This is a genomic window from Bradyrhizobium sp. CCH5-F6 (assembly GCF_001556045.1).
Classification (GTDB): domain Bacteria; phylum Pseudomonadota; class Alphaproteobacteria; order Rhizobiales; family Xanthobacteraceae; genus Bradyrhizobium.
In genome coordinates this window covers 46,481-60,115 of the sequence record NZ_LSIC01000172.1, presented here as the reverse complement: position 1 = coordinate 60,115, position 13,635 = coordinate 46,481, and the positions used below count along the sequence as shown (strand labels likewise).

Sequence of the window (13,635 nt, the reverse complement as noted above, 5' to 3'; positions counted from 1 at the left end):
GTTCGTGATCTGAACTTTCTACCGTATATCTGTGCCCCTTTAATGTTCAGGGGCCCTTCAGCTCGGCGTTCCAGTCGACCTCCGTCGATCGGAGGCGTTCGAAATCGCACGAGACTTCGCACGCGATCCGCGACAGACGATCCGCGTAGGCCTCGCCCTGCGCGTTGTTGTCGGTCGCCGCAACCAGCAGCGCGCCCTCGCGCGCCGCGAGCGCGCGAATCGCCGCGTCCGTCGCCGGCGCCCAGCCTCCGCCAGTGCTGAGATAGACACTGTCGATGCGCATGCGCTCCAGAGCGGCGAGGCTCAACGCGTCGATCGCGGCTTCGGTGACGCAGAGGCGCAAGGCATGAGCGGGACCGAAACGGAAGAGCACTTTCGCGCCGCCGGTTGCGAAGCCACGCCATTCGGGACCGCGTTCCTCCCAGCCGGTGACAACGCCGGCGACGTCCCTATGCGCGGCCCACATGCTGCCACGCGGACCTTCTCGCACAAGGTCATGTCTGGTCGCGGTGCGGATGACGGCCTCCGAAAGGGAGCGTGCATCATTGAGATAACGCCAGGTCAGCGATCCCGGCCATGGCTTCCGGCGCTTTGACCATCGGTCGGGGATAGAAGCGACCGACTCGGGCTCACGCGCGGGCCGCGTCCAGACGGGCTCCTTCGGCACGAAGCCGACCAGTGACGCGACGCGCTCGAGAACCTCGACGAAGGGCACGCGGTCGATATGCTCGACCAGGCTGAACACATCGCCCTTGGCATCGCTCAAAGGGTCAAACCATCCCCTGCCCTCGTGGATGACAATGACGATCTGGCCGCCGCGGCGATATTTGACCGCCTTTCGCGTGCTCTCCTTCAGGTCGATCGCAAAGCCGGCCTTCTCCAGGACGGCGGCGCAATTTACGCGGTCCCGTAGTTCTTCCAGTTCACTCTTTTCCATAGCCTTGCCGGCACGCCCTCGCGTCCGCCTTTCCTTGCCTTTTCCTTTCCCCGCATCTCGCGGAGCCCTGTCCGGACACCGCGAAGAGCAAAGGGGACAAGGGCGCGGCCGGCAACTGACGAAAAAAGCAGTGCGCCGAGCCCAGCCGGCCGGCCGCGGCGCAGCTTCCCTTGCCGCCTGCCGCTCGCAAGCGACACCTCCGGAAGGAAAAGAGCCGGCTCAATGAGCCGGTCTGCCGTCGAACGGGTCGTATTCGGCGAGGGTCTCGACTTCGCCGTCATCGAACTCCGCGCCTGCAGAACGCCGTAACCGTCGTCCGAACGGAAGAGCTTGACGGGCATCATGAAGATCTGTGCGAGCTGGGTACGGCGGGTCGGGAGAGCCGCATTGGTCGGCGCTCGACGCGGCGACACCGTGCCGGTCGGGCTCGGACCGAAAAAGGACGCCGGGATCGCTGCATCAACGAGGAACCTGCAGCGGGCCCCCTGTCTGACGCTGGGGCAAAACCGGCGTTCCGCCACGGCATCGCACATGCCTTTATCGTCATAGTAAATATCGGGCGCCCAACATGGGCACGTGGCGCTCAAAGCGTGACGCCTTGAATGTCAGAAAAAGATACGTTATTTTCTGACACATGAAGATGATAGCCGCTTCTGTTCCCGACAGAATGATGAAGCGTGTCCGCGCGAGCGGACGCGGCAGCGTCTTCACGCCCAACGACTTCCTCACCGTCGCCGCTCGCTCCGCGGTCGACCAAGCCCTTTCCCGGCTGGTTAAGAGTGGCCAACTTCGGCGTCTCGCACGTGGGCTCTATGACTTCCCCAAGCTGCATCCGAAGCTCGGTCCGCTCTCGCCCGCTCCCGATGATGTCGCCCAAGCGCTCGCCCGGGAGACCGGCTCGCAGGTCCAGATCTCCGGCGCGCGGGCAGCGAACGCGCTGGGCCTCTCGACACAAATTCCAGCCAAGAGCACCTATCTGACCGATGGTCCGTCACGACGCGTCGTGCTCGGGAAGCGCGTGGTCGATCTTCGCCACGCGTCGCCAAAGCATCTGATTGCGCCGGGCAGCCCCGCCGGTACCGTCGTTCAGGCCCTTCGCCATGTCGGCCCCGTGCGTGCTGCCGACGTCGCGCAGGTCGCCGCGCACCGGCTCTCGGCCACCGATAAGAAGACGCTGGCCTCGACCGCCGTTCAGGCGCCCGCCTGGATGCGACCGACTCTGGTCTCAATCGCCAACGCGGCGATGGTCGATATCGATGGATAAGGTCGCCTGTCTCCCTGCCAATGATCGCGCTGCCCTGTTCGGGGAGACCAGCGCCGGCCGCGGCATCGCCGACACGATCATCGAAAAGGACTTCTGGGTCTGCTGGACCTTGAGGCGCCTTTTCGGTCTGCCGAAAGGGACGACGGCGACCCTCGTTTTCAAGGGTGGCACATCGCTCTCGAAGGCGTTCGGCGCCATCCGCCGCTTCTCCGAGGACATCGACCTGTCGTTCGATCGCGCCGAACTGGGCTATACCGGCGAGCGCGATCCCGAAAAGGAGGGGATCAGCAGGAAACAGTCGGCCCGGCTGATCGACGACCTGGTCGGTGACGTCGAGCGTCACATTGCCGAAAGACTTTTCCCGGCGCTCCGCGCCGCGATCGTCGAACAGCTTGGCGAACCGGCCAACCGCGAGTGGACGTTGGAGATCGATGCCGGCGACGCGCAGACCATCAACTTCCGCTACCCGACGGCGCTGTTCACCACAGAATATGAGGGCATGGCCTACATCACGCCGCACGTGAAGCTCGAACTCGGCGCGCGCGGCGATCCCTGGCCAACCGAGGAGAAGACGATCCGCCCCTATACGGCCGACGACTATCCCGATTTCTTCGATAAGCCTGACACCAGTGTGACCGTGCTATCAGCACGGCGCACCTTCTGGGAAAAGGCGACGGCGCTCCATGCGGAAGCGCATCGGCCAGACGAGTCGCCAACACCACAATATTTCTCGCGGCACTATTACGACCTTGCCATGCTCCTCGACACGGACGAGGGCCATGCCGCTGCGGCCGACTTCGATCTGCTGGCGCAGGTGGCAAAGCACAAAGCCACCTTCTTCCGTTCGGGCTGGGCCAGCTACGAAACTGCTCGGCCAGGCACGCTCCTGCTGATGCCGGACGCAACACGGGTCAAAGACTTGCGAGCCGATTACCGGGCGATGGCGCCGATGATGTTTGACCAGACGCCGCCGTCATTCGACGACATACTGGCAAAAATTGCCGCGCTTCAAGAAACGGTCAACAGCTAACTCAAGGCTGTCCGCTGGGGAGTAAGGACATCAGTTCGATTCGATCCATCAGCACGAGATCGGATTCATCACCCGCCCGCTGCACCTGCCGGCGGAGAAGTTGGCGGCCGCGGAGTTGTCCGTCCACATGCTGATGGGTCGCATCGAGGCGATTGACCGCGAGGCACGACTTCCATTCGCCTGGTTCTTCCTGATGACGCACGGCAACAGGGTCGAACCGGAGGTCGGTGAAGCCATCGCCCAAGGGTTGCGCGAGGCGCGCGTGCGGCTCCCGGACCAGAACGCCAAGGTGTTGCTGCGATGGGCCGACGAACGATACGGATTCTGACATCGGCGACTTACGCTCGAAATGGTATAGGAGCGCTATGACTGTTCAGACCGGCCTTGTAGAACTGCTCACGTTGCACTCACCGAGCACGCCTGATGCCAAGGAGCTCATCGAGGCACTCGGCGACTTCGCGAAGTCACGGGCGACGCGGGAGCTGATCCGAAGCAACGTTCAACGCAGGATTCAATGTGCGCTTCGCGTACCGCTGCTCAAGGACGGTCACGCGGTCCGGTCGACCGAACTCGGGCGTGTGCTGCGCAAGGTGATCAGGTCGGCGGTCGAGGCTTCGTCTCCAGGCGATCATGTGTTGGTCGATTTCATCGTCACGGCCGACTCTCGCCTCGAGATAAAGGCCGGACCTGCGACCCAGATGGGTGGCGTCGATGGTGCCGCCATCGACCGGATCTTCAGCCCCTGACGTTCGCCCACGCGCTTGAAAAAGATGCGTCAAAGCCCAGCAGACCCAGAAGTCCTTTAACGACGCTTAAATGCAACATATGAAATAAGTGAATTATATGAAAGTCACCGGAACAACGGCGCCCCAGCCGTGCCTCCAACGACCTCCTCCATTTAGATGACGCCCCAGGCCCGATAGCGGCCCCTCCCCGTCATTTCCCGCACGCCAAGTTCCCCAATCAAATTCAGGGCACCCCGCGTCGTTACCCGTGCTGCCTTGGCGATCATCGGTGCCGAGACGATCGGGTGGGTCAGCACGAGATCCATGACGGCAGGCAAGCTGCTGCTGGATCGGCGGCCGCGCAGTTTGCGTTCCATCTGATCGCGGGCCTGAGAGAGCCGATAGACCTCCTTCATCCCGAAGTCTGCCGCCGCAGCCATCGCTTCGAGAAAAGCAGACAATCGCGTCGATCGGGCGTGGGCGCGCCGTCGCTCTCGCGGCACGGCCTTCAATCCGATGTTGAAGGTCGGAACATGCGACGTGACCTTGCGCCGCGCCCGGAGATAGGCGCTCACGAGCTGACCTCCCAGGCCGTGCTGCCGCTGTATCGGCTCAAGCGTTTCCCAGGCATCGAAGAGAACAGCCGCCGCGAGCGCCGGCGGCAACATCTCGACCTGCTTCATGACCTTCCTGAATTCCGTCAGTCGCTCCTGCTCATCCCAATCCGAATCCCGGATCACAAGGTCGCCGACGACGAGTGACGATCGGACCACAGGGGCAGCCGACCTTTCCGCTTCAAGCCCATCGATGACGCGCCGTGAACGGTCGAGGATGGCATCAATGGCCGCGAACTCGCTGGCAAGCTGATCGTCATCATCGTGCATCTCGATCTCCACCTCGCGGTGGGCATCCTCATCGAGAGGAGATGCGATCGGCGCGACGCCGGCCAGGGTCGCGATCCCTGCCTCGCTGAGCGCCCAATCCGGGTCCGCTCCGGCAATCCGCCGCCGAGCACGCAATATCGCGTGGGCAAGCGTAAGCTCATGAGTGGGAGTTCGAATGTCCATATTGGCGTCGTGGAGAACCAGGTCCTCGACGTGAACAAGCTGACCCGAGATCCACATGCTGGCGGCAGAGTCGAAGAAATGCCCGCGCTGGACGACCCCTGCCCCGACCGTGCTCCGGTGCACAATTTCGTCAAGGCGAGCCAACTGATCCTCGGCTCGCACGAGGGCCGGAAGCAGGCTCTGGATAGCCAAATCGCCGATATCATAACTCATTGGTATTTCGCTATTTTATTCCTTATACGGAAGCTATCATGCCTTTTGCTTCCGTCATACACCTATCTTTCTCGCGCGCGCGTACAATAGAGTGTCGAACTGCCGCCGTGATTGAACAGGCTGGTCGCAAGCGAACACTAGAGCGGCGAAAGATGCTGATTTCGTGGGACTTTTCTCGCGGTCGAACGCACTGAAAGTCCCCTAGGGACGTTTACAAACGATCGTTTGCTAGTAACTTCTGCATTTGAACAGACCGGCTTCCGGGAAGGAAAAATGCGGAACTCCGGCCAATGGATCAGCGCAAAAGCCCGACACAGGCACCCACATTCGCCCGAGATGCTGGCCAATCAGCGTCGATCGACCGATGTGCTACGCGCCGGCCTGGTCCGAGCGCCATCATCGCGTCGGGTCCCAAGGATTGATAACGTTAAGACCAGCAGCCACGAACGGACTGATGTCGCGTGTAGCGACCATCAAGGCGTGCGCGACCGCTGTGGCAGCGATGTAGCCGTCCGCTTTGCCGATGGCTTTACCAGCTTCCTTTGCCCGCGCCATCAACTCAGCGTACGCGCGCGAGGCTTCGAGATCAAAGGACAAGATGCGACCTGAGAAAGCTGGCAAGACCTCCTTCTCGAGGCGATCCCGGTAGATCGTACGCCGCTTGCCTTCCGGCATTGCCGCCAGGCCAAAACGAATCTCGGCTATCGTAATCGTGGACAGATAGAGGGTTTCAACCATCTGCGCATCGATCCAGGACAGCACGTTAGGATCTGGCTCGGCCTTCCACAGCTCGGAAATTACATTGGTATCGAGAACGATCATTCAAAGCTCATCGGCTCGGCCGGTGTTCTGTCGCGAAGCTGGTTGAACCCCTCCGCCTCGGCGTCGCTCAACCCCCCCGCTTCGCGAGCAATGGAGGCCAGCAGAGAACCGAGCTTCAGTCGCCCTTCGGGCTTGGCGGCTTGTTCGAGGATGCTACGGATCTCAGCTTCAGCGCTGCGGCCGTGCATCGCGGCTCGCACCCGGATCGCGCGATGCACCTCCTCTGGAACGTTTCGGATTGTAATAGATGCCATTGCTTCGTGGCTCCAGTTCTGCTTGCGTTGATTGCAATATAACATCATGCTATCAACGCAACAACGGCTGGCCGCGCCGAATTTTGGAAGGCCGCATCCCTGCCAAGGTGGCCGCGTGCGGCACGAATGAAATTTTTTGGGGCGACATGTCGATATTTCGCGATTTCATCGACCAATCCACGGCCTATGTCGTCGCTATCGACAGGTCGGCCCGTCGAGAGATAACGGGACAGTTGGTATGAGCAAGTCGCACCAACGCAGATTAATCGGCTACGCTCGCGTTTCGACCGACGAACAGGCCACCGAAGCGCAAGAAATCGAGTTGCGAGCTGTCGGCTGCGACACCATCGTACGCGAGCATGGTTCCGGTGCCTCTCGCGCCCGCCCTGCCCTCACGAAACTCCTCCGCGAGATTGCCGCCGGCGACACACTTGTAGTCGTTCGGCTTGATCGCCTCGCCCGTTCCGTCAGCCACCTTCTCGATGTAATCGAGGATCTCAGCGCCAAAGGCGCACATTTCCGCTCTCTGCGCGACCCGATCGACACCTCCACGCCGCAGGGCATGTTTTCGCTTCAGGTTCTCGGCGCCGTCGCCCAGCTCGAACGCGCACTGATCTCCGAACGCACCAAGGCCGGGATCGCGGCCGCCCGAGAAAAGGGAAAGCTGCCAGGTAATCCCGGCATGCGAGATCGTCGGCCGGACGCGCTGGCGAAAACTGCCGCAGCTAGGCAGGCGGCCTATGGCACGAGCGTCCAGGCCACGATGAACGACTGGCTTCCTACGGTTCGGCGGATGCGTCCCGACCATCCATGGGACGATATCGTCCGCGTACTGAACCAGAAGGGAGCACGGTGGACCGAGGCTCGATTGCGCCGGGCGGTCCGATGGCTCGTCAGGGAACATCTCGCCGATGCGAGCTTGCTGAAGAAGTCCCCTCCCCGCCTCCCGGAAGATCGGCTGATGACCTTGGTCGCCGGCATCGCGGCATCCAACCCGGAACATTCGGTACGCGATATCGCCGTACAGCTCGAGCGCCTACATGAGCGGACCCCGCGCGGCGGCTCCAAATGGTCGCCGTCCTCGGTGAAGAATCTGCTCGATCGCGCCCAAAGAGTGGGACTCCTTGTTCGCGAGAGTTCTGCGACGGCGTGATCCGGCGCGGGGCGCTCTCGCTCTGGGCCGGGGCATGGATAGTGAGGCCGCTAGAGCCGTCACCGTAAATGGTCAAGACCCTGACACGAGGCGGCCGATCGCAATGACGCCGCAGTTCCTCGACTCGATCGAGAGCCGCGGCGATCGCACTCCCGACAGATGTCCGGTTTTCGCATCTTCCCAATCCGTCTTCACACTTCGGAATTGGTATCCTAGTCGCCTCATGGCACCGAGTCGTCACGAGAGCTTGATTCAATCGTTCGACGTCTGCCCAGCGCGCGATTGCTGAATGTACTCATTCCAGTCCTCGGCCTCCGGCCAGAGCCGGAGATATTGCGCCCCCGCTTCGGCTGCGATGTGCCGGAGGCGCTCCGCATAAGTATCCCCCTGGTCGTTGCCATCCGAAGCCGCGACGATCTGTGCGCCCGGTCGGGAGGCGAATGCTCTGATCTGGCTTTCCGTCGATGGCGCCCAACCGCCCCCCGTGCTGGCGTAGGTGCTATCGGCTCGGTGTTCTTCCAAAGCCGCAAGGCTCATCGCGTCGATAGCCGCTTCGGTGACGCAAAGGCGAAGCGCCTTGTCACTTCCAATTGAGAAAAGCGCTTTCGCGCCACCGCGTGCGAACCCACGCCAATTTGGACCGCGCTCCTCCCAGCCCACAACAATGCCGGAGGCGTCGAAATGCCCCGCCCAAATGGATCCCATAGGGCCTTCACGGAGTCGGCCGGCAGCGACTGCTGCTGACACAATCGCTTCGGGGATGGCTCGAGTGAGGGTCAAATAGGACCACGCCGGAGAGCCCGGTCGCGGGAGCGCGCGATCCGACCATCGACTGGTGATGGCCTCGGGCGAATATTGTTTCGACTTTCGCTGCCAGGCCGGAGCTGATGGCTCAAAGCCGACCAGCTCAGCAACTGCCTTTGCAGCGGAAGCGAAGTCCGGCGAGCCGAGACGCTGGGCAAGAGAAAACACGTCGCCCTTGGCTTCCGAAGTCGGGTCAAACCACCCTCTTCCTTGATGGACGACTATGATGATTTCGCCTTCACCGCGCCGATATTTGATAGCTTTTGGCGTACTCTCCCGCAGATCGACCTTCCACCCATTCGTTTCGAGAAGCGCTGGGCACGGGACGGTGGCTTTGAGCTTATCGATGTCATAGCGGGGCATGCCGTACCCCTGAAATTATGCCGAGCTTCGCGGACCTTGCCATTTGAGGGATTACAGTTGTTACCCCTTTCTGCCAACCACTTGAAATAACGGTTATTTCTATCTCCCGCGGGCGCTCAGCCGTCGGCGAAGTTCCGCCATATACCATACCCGGTAGCGGAAGAGTAACAACTGTAACCCTCGACGCCTCTCTCATTGCGCGCCCCCCGCTCCTCGCTTGAAGGCGCCATCGGCCAGTCCGAACAAGCTCTTTTCCAGGTGCAACTGGCCCTCCACAGCGCGATCGATCATTGCCCGGAAGTAGCCGCCGGGACTCGATATCTGATCCGGCAATCGAGCCGACTTTTCGAGCACGGTGGCGAGGATTGCGGCTGCGGCGTATCGCCCAACCCTGCCTGCGCCATCCACCCATCCCGCCTCCGAGAGACCGATCATTACCCGCATCACCGGCGCGGCTGCGGCGAGTTCGGGCCAACTTCTGAATTCTTTTCCCGCCATCTCACAGGCCTGCGGGCACGCGGCGCGCAGCAATCCAACCGAAACCGACGCCAGCACGGAAGATTGAATTTCATCGACCGAACCGGTCCGATTTCGTCCGGTCGAAGCGTGCGCCTCCAGCCGAATCAGCTCAGACTTTTTTTCGGTTGAAGCATCGACCGCGTAGCGGTCGTAAGCTGAGTGGGAAATTTCTCGCTCGTCAGAGCGAGGCCGCTTTTCCTTACTTTCAAAAGAGTTTTGAGGGGTTGTATTAATATTAGGAGTGACCCTCATGTCACCCTCGGCTGACATATCATGCTGCACATATTCGTCGGTGACTTCAGCCACAATCCCGATGTGCACTTCCTCTAGCGCCTTGGCCTCTTCTTCCAGGTCGAGGCCAAGTCCCTTTACGCGCTCAAGCTCTTCCGACCACCTCACAGCATGCTCTGGATAAGCCTCGCATGCGTCCACAATCGCACGAGAGAGTCGCGTGACAGCCCTGCGCGCCTCCTGCTCGCTGTTTAGCCGCGCCTGGAACTCGTTAACGAGGGCCTTCAGCTCATTGATGCGAACCCGGGCCGGCGTGAAGTCCAGCCCATAGCCCTTGGAAATATCTCCATCCTTGCCGCGATAGACGAAGCGCCGGCCGGTCGGGCTGTCACGATAAGCCACGATACCGGCCTCGACGAGCCGCCGAATGCAACGCGTAACCTGGCGCTCCGATCGGCAGGTGTATTCCGCGAGCTTGGCGTTAGAGATCGCGACGATCGGACGGTTGGCGCCCTTCCAATCGTCCGCCCGGGATAGCCCGATCAGGATGTCCATGATGTGATAGGTCGAGCCGTCTATTCCCAAGATAGGCGCAGCCTTTTTGAGAATGATAGCGACCTCTGCCTTCGAGGTTTCAGGAATGTCGTTGGCCATCGCAAGGCGGGCGCTTGCAAGGATTCCCGGCGTGATGCGTCTGAACGACGCGATTTCCATAGATTGGGCCATAACCAGCCGTTCCGCGACCTTTCGGTTGCGGCTCCCATCACTTGAGTGAAAGACAGGCCAGCAAATCGGCGCACAACATCATTCCCGGACTGGAAACCGGGGCTTGATTGTGCAAGCACTCCATCATAGAATCAGTTTGTCACTGCTGATGCCGATGGAGCGAACCGCTCTGTTAGCCAGGGATCCAAGGGCTTGCCGATTGCAGTCGGCGAGCCCTTTTCCTGTCTAGGTGTCAGGTCATGACTTCGCCCCTTGTTCTGAACGTTTGAACTCATCCACCAGCCCCGGCAGTCGCTCGAGTAACCAAGCTGACAATCCGGGGGCGGCAGCGTCTGGAATTGAGAACTGCGTGGACTTCGGCGTCTTCTTCGTCGTGACGATGAGACCGTCACCGAGATCGACTTCCTGGACCGCCCGCTCCTTCGCCGGCATCGGCCGATCGAGCGTTCGAAGCACAGCAGCCAATCTGTCGTCAGAGCCAAGTGCCTGCCACTTCTCGGACCCCACCAAACCATTGATGGCTGAATTCAGATCGGGCGGGAGCTTCTGATCCTTGAAGAACGAGCCGAGCTTATCCCATTTCGGCCGACCCGCCGACTTGGCTGGTCCGATCTTACGGACCAACGCCTCGGGAATGGCACTCGCGGTCGTCGTCAGGATCGAAATGTAGGGCAGGGCCTTTTCTTCGCTCCGACCGAGCGCTCTGGCGATGACTTCTCGCGAGAACCCACGCCTCTTAAGATCGTTGGCATATAAAGCCTGCTCGATGAACGAAGGATTTTCCCGCTCGGCGTTCTCGATCCCTTGCGCAACGACAAGTTCCTCGTCCGTAAGCGGCGTGACAATCGCCCGAACAGGAATTCCAAGGATCTGGCATGCGCGATGGCGTCTGTGCCCGTAGGCGACCTGGTAGCGCCCAGGGCGATCCGACAATGGCCGGACGAGGATAGGAAGCTTCTGACCTTCCCTGCGGATGCCTTCAACGAAATCAAGGAACTCTGGATCCTCATCAAATTCCATGCGATCACGCACAAAGGCTGGGTCGACATTCGCCGGATCGAGTTCAACAGCAACCTCGGCCGACTGAAGCTGAGCGCGCAACCGTTCGTTCTCTGCCTCGACCGCCGAGAAAGTCTGCTGCATCGACTTGACCGCCCCCGACATACCGGGGGCGTGGGTCCGCGACTTGTCGGCGACCGGGGAGAGGATATGCTTCTCAAGCTCGGCGCGATCGACATTGCCGAACAGGTTCTTCATCCGGTTAGATCGGTCCTTTGCGTTCGTCATGGCCGCCCCCACACATGTTTGAGGTGGTTCAGGACCTCCTGATTTACCGCATCGACGGATTCAAGCGCGCGACTGAGAGTGTCCCGCCCAACCGCGCCTCTCGCCATTTCGTAGAGGCTCTTCTTCTCAAGCCCGGCGTTCGCGATCGCGGTCGTTTCGACCACGACCGGCGCCAGCACATCCGCGCCAAAGAGCGATCGGAGGAGCGCTACGATGTTCACCTGCGGAACGTCGTGAGGATCGTGCCGCGTCAACACGTATCGGATGAAATCGTGCTTAAGGTCGCCACCGTTCTCCTGGATGACATGGAGGATGTCGCTCGTCATCTTGAGAAACTGATTCATGCTCGACACGTCGAGCATAGCCGGATGAACCGTTACGAGGAGAGCCGTAGCCGCGTAAAGCGCGCCAAGCGTCAGATATCCAAGCTGCGGAGGAGCGTCGATCAACACGACGTCATAGTCGCTTTCGACACTGTTGATCACGGAACGTAGCCGGCGAAAGAACATGCCTTCACCCCGGCCTTCGCCACGAGCGATAGCCTGCGGCGTCTCATGCTCGTATTCCATGAGCTCAAGATTGCCCGGAACGAGGTCGATGCCGTCGAAATAGGTCTTTCGGATGACTTCGCGGAGCGAAACACGCAGGTTGTCGTCGTAGCGGATTGCTCCATAGACGGTCTGATTCTCGTCAACGTCCAATTCCGGCTGGAACCCGAACATTGTCGAAAGAGAAGCCTGCGGATCAAGATCGATCGCGAGAACGCGCAGTCCCTGAAGTGCAAGAAAATGCGCGAGATGGACCGTTGTCGTCGTCTTTGCTGAACCACCCTTGAAATTGGCCACGGCGACGATCTGCAATTTTTCGCCGGGCCGCCGGCGCGGCAGGAAGTTCAATGCTTCTTTCGGGCGCTTCTGTGCGAGATGCGCCCGAATCTCGTTGATTTGCGTAAGCGTATAGGCGCGGCGACGATTGTCCTTGCCATGAAGCTCGGGCGCCACGCTCTCGCCGTCCAGCGACATTTGCCTCAAGGTCGACTCTGCGATCCCGACCATTGCGGCGGCCTCGCGCGAGGTAAAAGTCTTCAGCGACTTTTTCGCTTCGGGAGGGTACATCTGTGATCGCAGGGACTGGAGCTGCGCCGCGAGCAGATGCGAGTGCCGCGTGATCTTGGCGATCGACTCCTCGCTATCGGATTTATAGGCTCTCACTGCGGTCATATCGCTCTCGACGGAAAATTCCTGATAATCGCTGAAAAAACGTCGGATGACGATTACGCGATTCCTGTGGTCGGTCAAATCCTATTTGGTTAACAGATACTTAACGACGTGCTCGTACGGCAGGATCGACTCCGCCCGTCTGCGGCGTTTAGCGCATTGCAATCAATGCCATAGCTTCACGGCGAACCGAGCAACCGGCACCGAGAGCACTCATATTTTTATTAGGGTAAGACGATCACTATTCGCCGCCCGGCGACGACCTTTTGGGCTCTCACGACACCGACTCACCCTCGATTCCGAGAATCTCACTCATAATTTCGCTAGTCGCAGCCGCCATCGGATGGTGGCTTTTAGTTCTCCGACCTTCACGGATTCGGAGCAATACGCATGCGGGCCATCGCCGTCTCATCCAAAACGAATAGTAATTCGGCCGCACTTCTCGATTCGATGCACAGACTTCGCGCCCGCGTTTTCGGCGAGCGCATGAAGTGGGATGTCGTCGTCAAGGATGGCCGCGAGGCGGACGAGTTCGATGCTTGCCGACCGACTTATGTGCTCGCGCTTTCCGATAGCAACCAGGTCACCGGTTGCGCGCGACTGCTGCCGGCGACCGGACCGACGCTGCTGTCGGTGTTGTTTCCCGAACTCGTCGAATCGGGAGCGTTCAACCCGCACGCAGCGATGATCGAGAGCTCGCGCTTCTGCGTCGACACATCCATCGACACCGGGAGGGCAGGGCAGGCGCTTCACGACGCCACCTGGACCATGTTCGCCGCGATCATCGAATGGTCGATGGCGAACGGCTACCGCGAACTCATCACCGTTACCGATGTCCGCATCGAGCGCATCCTGCGCCGGGCCGGCTGGCCGATGACGCGGATCGGCGTACCCAAGCCGATCGGTGACACGACTGCCGTGGTCGGCGTGCTTCCCACGGACGAAGCCAGCTTCGAGCGCGTACGCCCGGACAGCTATTTCTCCTCGATCAACCCGCTCCCGCAGGCGGCTTGAGGGGGACCT

General features: G+C 60.7%; 13 protein-coding genes and 1 pseudogene. 6 read left to right on the top strand and 8 right to left on the bottom strand.

Annotation, left to right across the window (positions count from 1 at the left end):
• Window positions 1-46 precede the first annotated feature (46 nt).
• Window positions 47-937 (bottom strand): DUF3991 domain-containing protein, encoded by an 891-nt coding sequence (locus AX729_RS29075; RefSeq protein WP_061027615.1) that lies wholly within the window; start codon window positions 935-937, stop codon window positions 47-49.
• A 670-nt stretch (window positions 938-1,607) separates the two neighbouring features.
• Between AX729_RS29075 and AX729_RS29070 the strand changes: the two genes are divergently transcribed.
• The 4 genes and pseudogenes from AX729_RS29070 to AX729_RS29055 all read left to right on the top strand — a co-directional run bounded on the left by AX729_RS29070 (window position 1,608) and on the right by AX729_RS29055 (window position 3,977).
• Complete coding sequence (locus tag AX729_RS29070; protein ID WP_061027624.1) at window positions 1,608-2,201, top strand: DUF6088 family protein; 594 nt, start codon at window positions 1,608-1,610, stop codon at window positions 2,199-2,201.
• The gene (locus tag AX729_RS29065) at window positions 2,194-3,231 is read left to right on the top strand and encodes a nucleotidyl transferase AbiEii/AbiGii toxin family protein (RefSeq protein ID WP_061027614.1); all 1,038 of its coding nucleotides are present in this window, start codon (window positions 2,194-2,196) and stop codon (window positions 3,229-3,231) included. The genes AX729_RS29070 and AX729_RS29065 overlap by 8 nt, the downstream gene beginning before the upstream one ends.
• A gap of 49 nt (window positions 3,232-3,280) precedes the next feature.
• Window positions 3,281-3,559 (top strand): annotated as a pseudogene (locus AX729_RS29060) (hypothetical protein); the annotation flags it as partial.
• Window positions 3,560-3,596: 37 nt separating this feature from the next.
• Window positions 3,597-3,977: a hypothetical protein gene (locus tag AX729_RS29055; RefSeq protein ID WP_061027612.1), complete on the top strand. Its 381-nt coding sequence runs from the start codon at window positions 3,597-3,599 to the stop codon at window positions 3,975-3,977.
• Between the two features lie 152 nt (window positions 3,978-4,129).
• On the opposite strand, the gene AX729_RS29050 is transcribed toward AX729_RS29055, so the two are convergent.
• The 3 genes from AX729_RS29050 to AX729_RS29040 all read right to left on the bottom strand — a co-directional run bounded on the left by AX729_RS29050 (window position 4,130) and on the right by AX729_RS29040 (window position 6,312).
• The gene (locus AX729_RS29050; RefSeq protein WP_061027611.1) at window positions 4,130-5,236 is read right to left on the bottom strand and encodes an RHE_PE00001 family protein; all 1,107 of its coding nucleotides are present in this window, start codon (window positions 5,234-5,236) and stop codon (window positions 4,130-4,132) included.
• Between the two features lie 396 nt (window positions 5,237-5,632).
• Window positions 5,633-6,058, bottom strand: a complete 426-nt coding sequence (locus AX729_RS29045; protein WP_061027610.1) for a type II toxin-antitoxin system VapC family toxin — start codon at window positions 6,056-6,058, stop codon at window positions 5,633-5,635.
• On the bottom strand, window positions 6,055-6,312 hold the full coding sequence (locus tag AX729_RS29040) for a FitA-like ribbon-helix-helix domain-containing protein (protein ID WP_061027623.1): 258 nt from the start codon (window positions 6,310-6,312) through the stop codon (window positions 6,055-6,057). Before AX729_RS29040 ends, AX729_RS29045 begins: the two co-directional genes overlap by 4 nt.
• Window positions 6,313-6,550: 238 nt before the next feature.
• Here AX729_RS29040 and AX729_RS29035 point away from each other — a divergent pair, with 238 nt between their 5' ends.
• Window positions 6,551-7,465, top strand: coding sequence for a recombinase family protein (locus tag AX729_RS29035; RefSeq protein ID WP_061027609.1), 915 nt, complete (start codon window positions 6,551-6,553; stop codon window positions 7,463-7,465).
• Window positions 7,466-7,717: 252 nt separating this feature from the next.
• On the opposite strand, the gene AX729_RS29030 is transcribed toward AX729_RS29035, so the two are convergent.
• The 4 genes from AX729_RS29030 to repA all read right to left on the bottom strand — a co-directional run bounded on the left by AX729_RS29030 (window position 7,718) and on the right by repA (window position 12,615).
• Window positions 7,718-8,632: a DUF3991 and toprim domain-containing protein gene (locus AX729_RS29030; protein WP_061027608.1), complete on the bottom strand. Its 915-nt coding sequence runs from the start codon at window positions 8,630-8,632 to the stop codon at window positions 7,718-7,720.
• Window positions 8,633-8,824: 192 nt separating this feature from the next.
• On the bottom strand, window positions 8,825-10,096 hold the full coding sequence (gene repC, locus AX729_RS29025; RefSeq protein WP_245325440.1) for a plasmid replication protein RepC: 1,272 nt from the start codon (window positions 10,094-10,096) through the stop codon (window positions 8,825-8,827).
• Window positions 10,097-10,345: 249 nt separating this feature from the next.
• Window positions 10,346-11,395, bottom strand: a complete 1,050-nt coding sequence (gene repB / locus AX729_RS29020; protein ID WP_245325439.1) for a plasmid partitioning protein RepB — start codon at window positions 11,393-11,395, stop codon at window positions 10,346-10,348.
• The gene (gene repA / locus AX729_RS29015; protein ID WP_061027622.1) at window positions 11,392-12,615 is read right to left on the bottom strand and encodes a plasmid partitioning protein RepA; all 1,224 of its coding nucleotides are present in this window, start codon (window positions 12,613-12,615) and stop codon (window positions 11,392-11,394) included. Before repA ends, repB begins: the two co-directional genes overlap by 4 nt.
• A 387-nt stretch (window positions 12,616-13,002) precedes the next feature.
• On the opposite strand from repA, the gene traI reads away from it, so the two are divergent.
• The gene (gene traI / locus AX729_RS29010; protein ID WP_061027605.1) at window positions 13,003-13,626 is read left to right on the top strand and encodes an acyl-homoserine-lactone synthase; all 624 of its coding nucleotides are present in this window, start codon (window positions 13,003-13,005) and stop codon (window positions 13,624-13,626) included.
• Window positions 13,627-13,635: the final 9 nt, after the last annotated feature.

Excerpts from the sequence above, each read along its gene's own strand:
- AX729_RS29055 (WP_061027612.1), top strand. The coding sequence starts at position 3,597 with ATGACTGTTCAGACCGGCCTTGTAGAACTGCTCACGTTGCACTCACCG.
- AX729_RS29045 (WP_061027610.1), bottom strand. The coding sequence starts at position 6,058 with ATGATCGTTCTCGATACCAATGTAATTTCCGAGCTGTGGAAGGCCGAG.
- repB (WP_245325439.1), bottom strand. The coding sequence starts at position 11,395 with ATGACGAACGCAAAGGACCGATCTAACCGGATGAAGAACCTGTTCGGC.
- AX729_RS29030 (WP_061027608.1), bottom strand. The coding sequence starts at position 8,632 with ATGCCCCGCTATGACATCGATAAGCTCAAAGCCACCGTCCCGTGCCCA.
- repA (WP_061027622.1), bottom strand. The coding sequence starts at position 12,615 with ATGACCGCAGTGAGAGCCTATAAATCCGATAGCGAGGAGTCGATCGCC.
- AX729_RS29075 (WP_061027615.1), bottom strand. The coding sequence starts at position 937 with ATGGAAAAGAGTGAACTGGAAGAACTACGGGACCGCGTAAATTGCGCC.
- AX729_RS29050 (WP_061027611.1), bottom strand. The coding sequence starts at position 5,236 with ATGAGTTATGATATCGGCGATTTGGCTATCCAGAGCCTGCTTCCGGCC.
- AX729_RS29065 (WP_061027614.1), top strand. The coding sequence starts at position 2,194 with ATGGATAAGGTCGCCTGTCTCCCTGCCAATGATCGCGCTGCCCTGTTC.
- AX729_RS29070 (WP_061027624.1), top strand. The coding sequence starts at position 1,608 with ATGAAGCGTGTCCGCGCGAGCGGACGCGGCAGCGTCTTCACGCCCAAC.
- traI (WP_061027605.1), top strand. The coding sequence starts at position 13,003 with ATGCGGGCCATCGCCGTCTCATCCAAAACGAATAGTAATTCGGCCGCA.
- AX729_RS29035 (WP_061027609.1), top strand. The coding sequence starts at position 6,551 with ATGAGCAAGTCGCACCAACGCAGATTAATCGGCTACGCTCGCGTTTCG.
- repC (WP_245325440.1), bottom strand. The coding sequence starts at position 10,096 with ATGGAAATCGCGTCGTTCAGACGCATCACGCCGGGAATCCTTGCAAGC.
- AX729_RS29040 (WP_061027623.1), bottom strand. The coding sequence starts at position 6,312 with ATGGCATCTATTACAATCCGAAACGTTCCAGAGGAGGTGCATCGCGCG.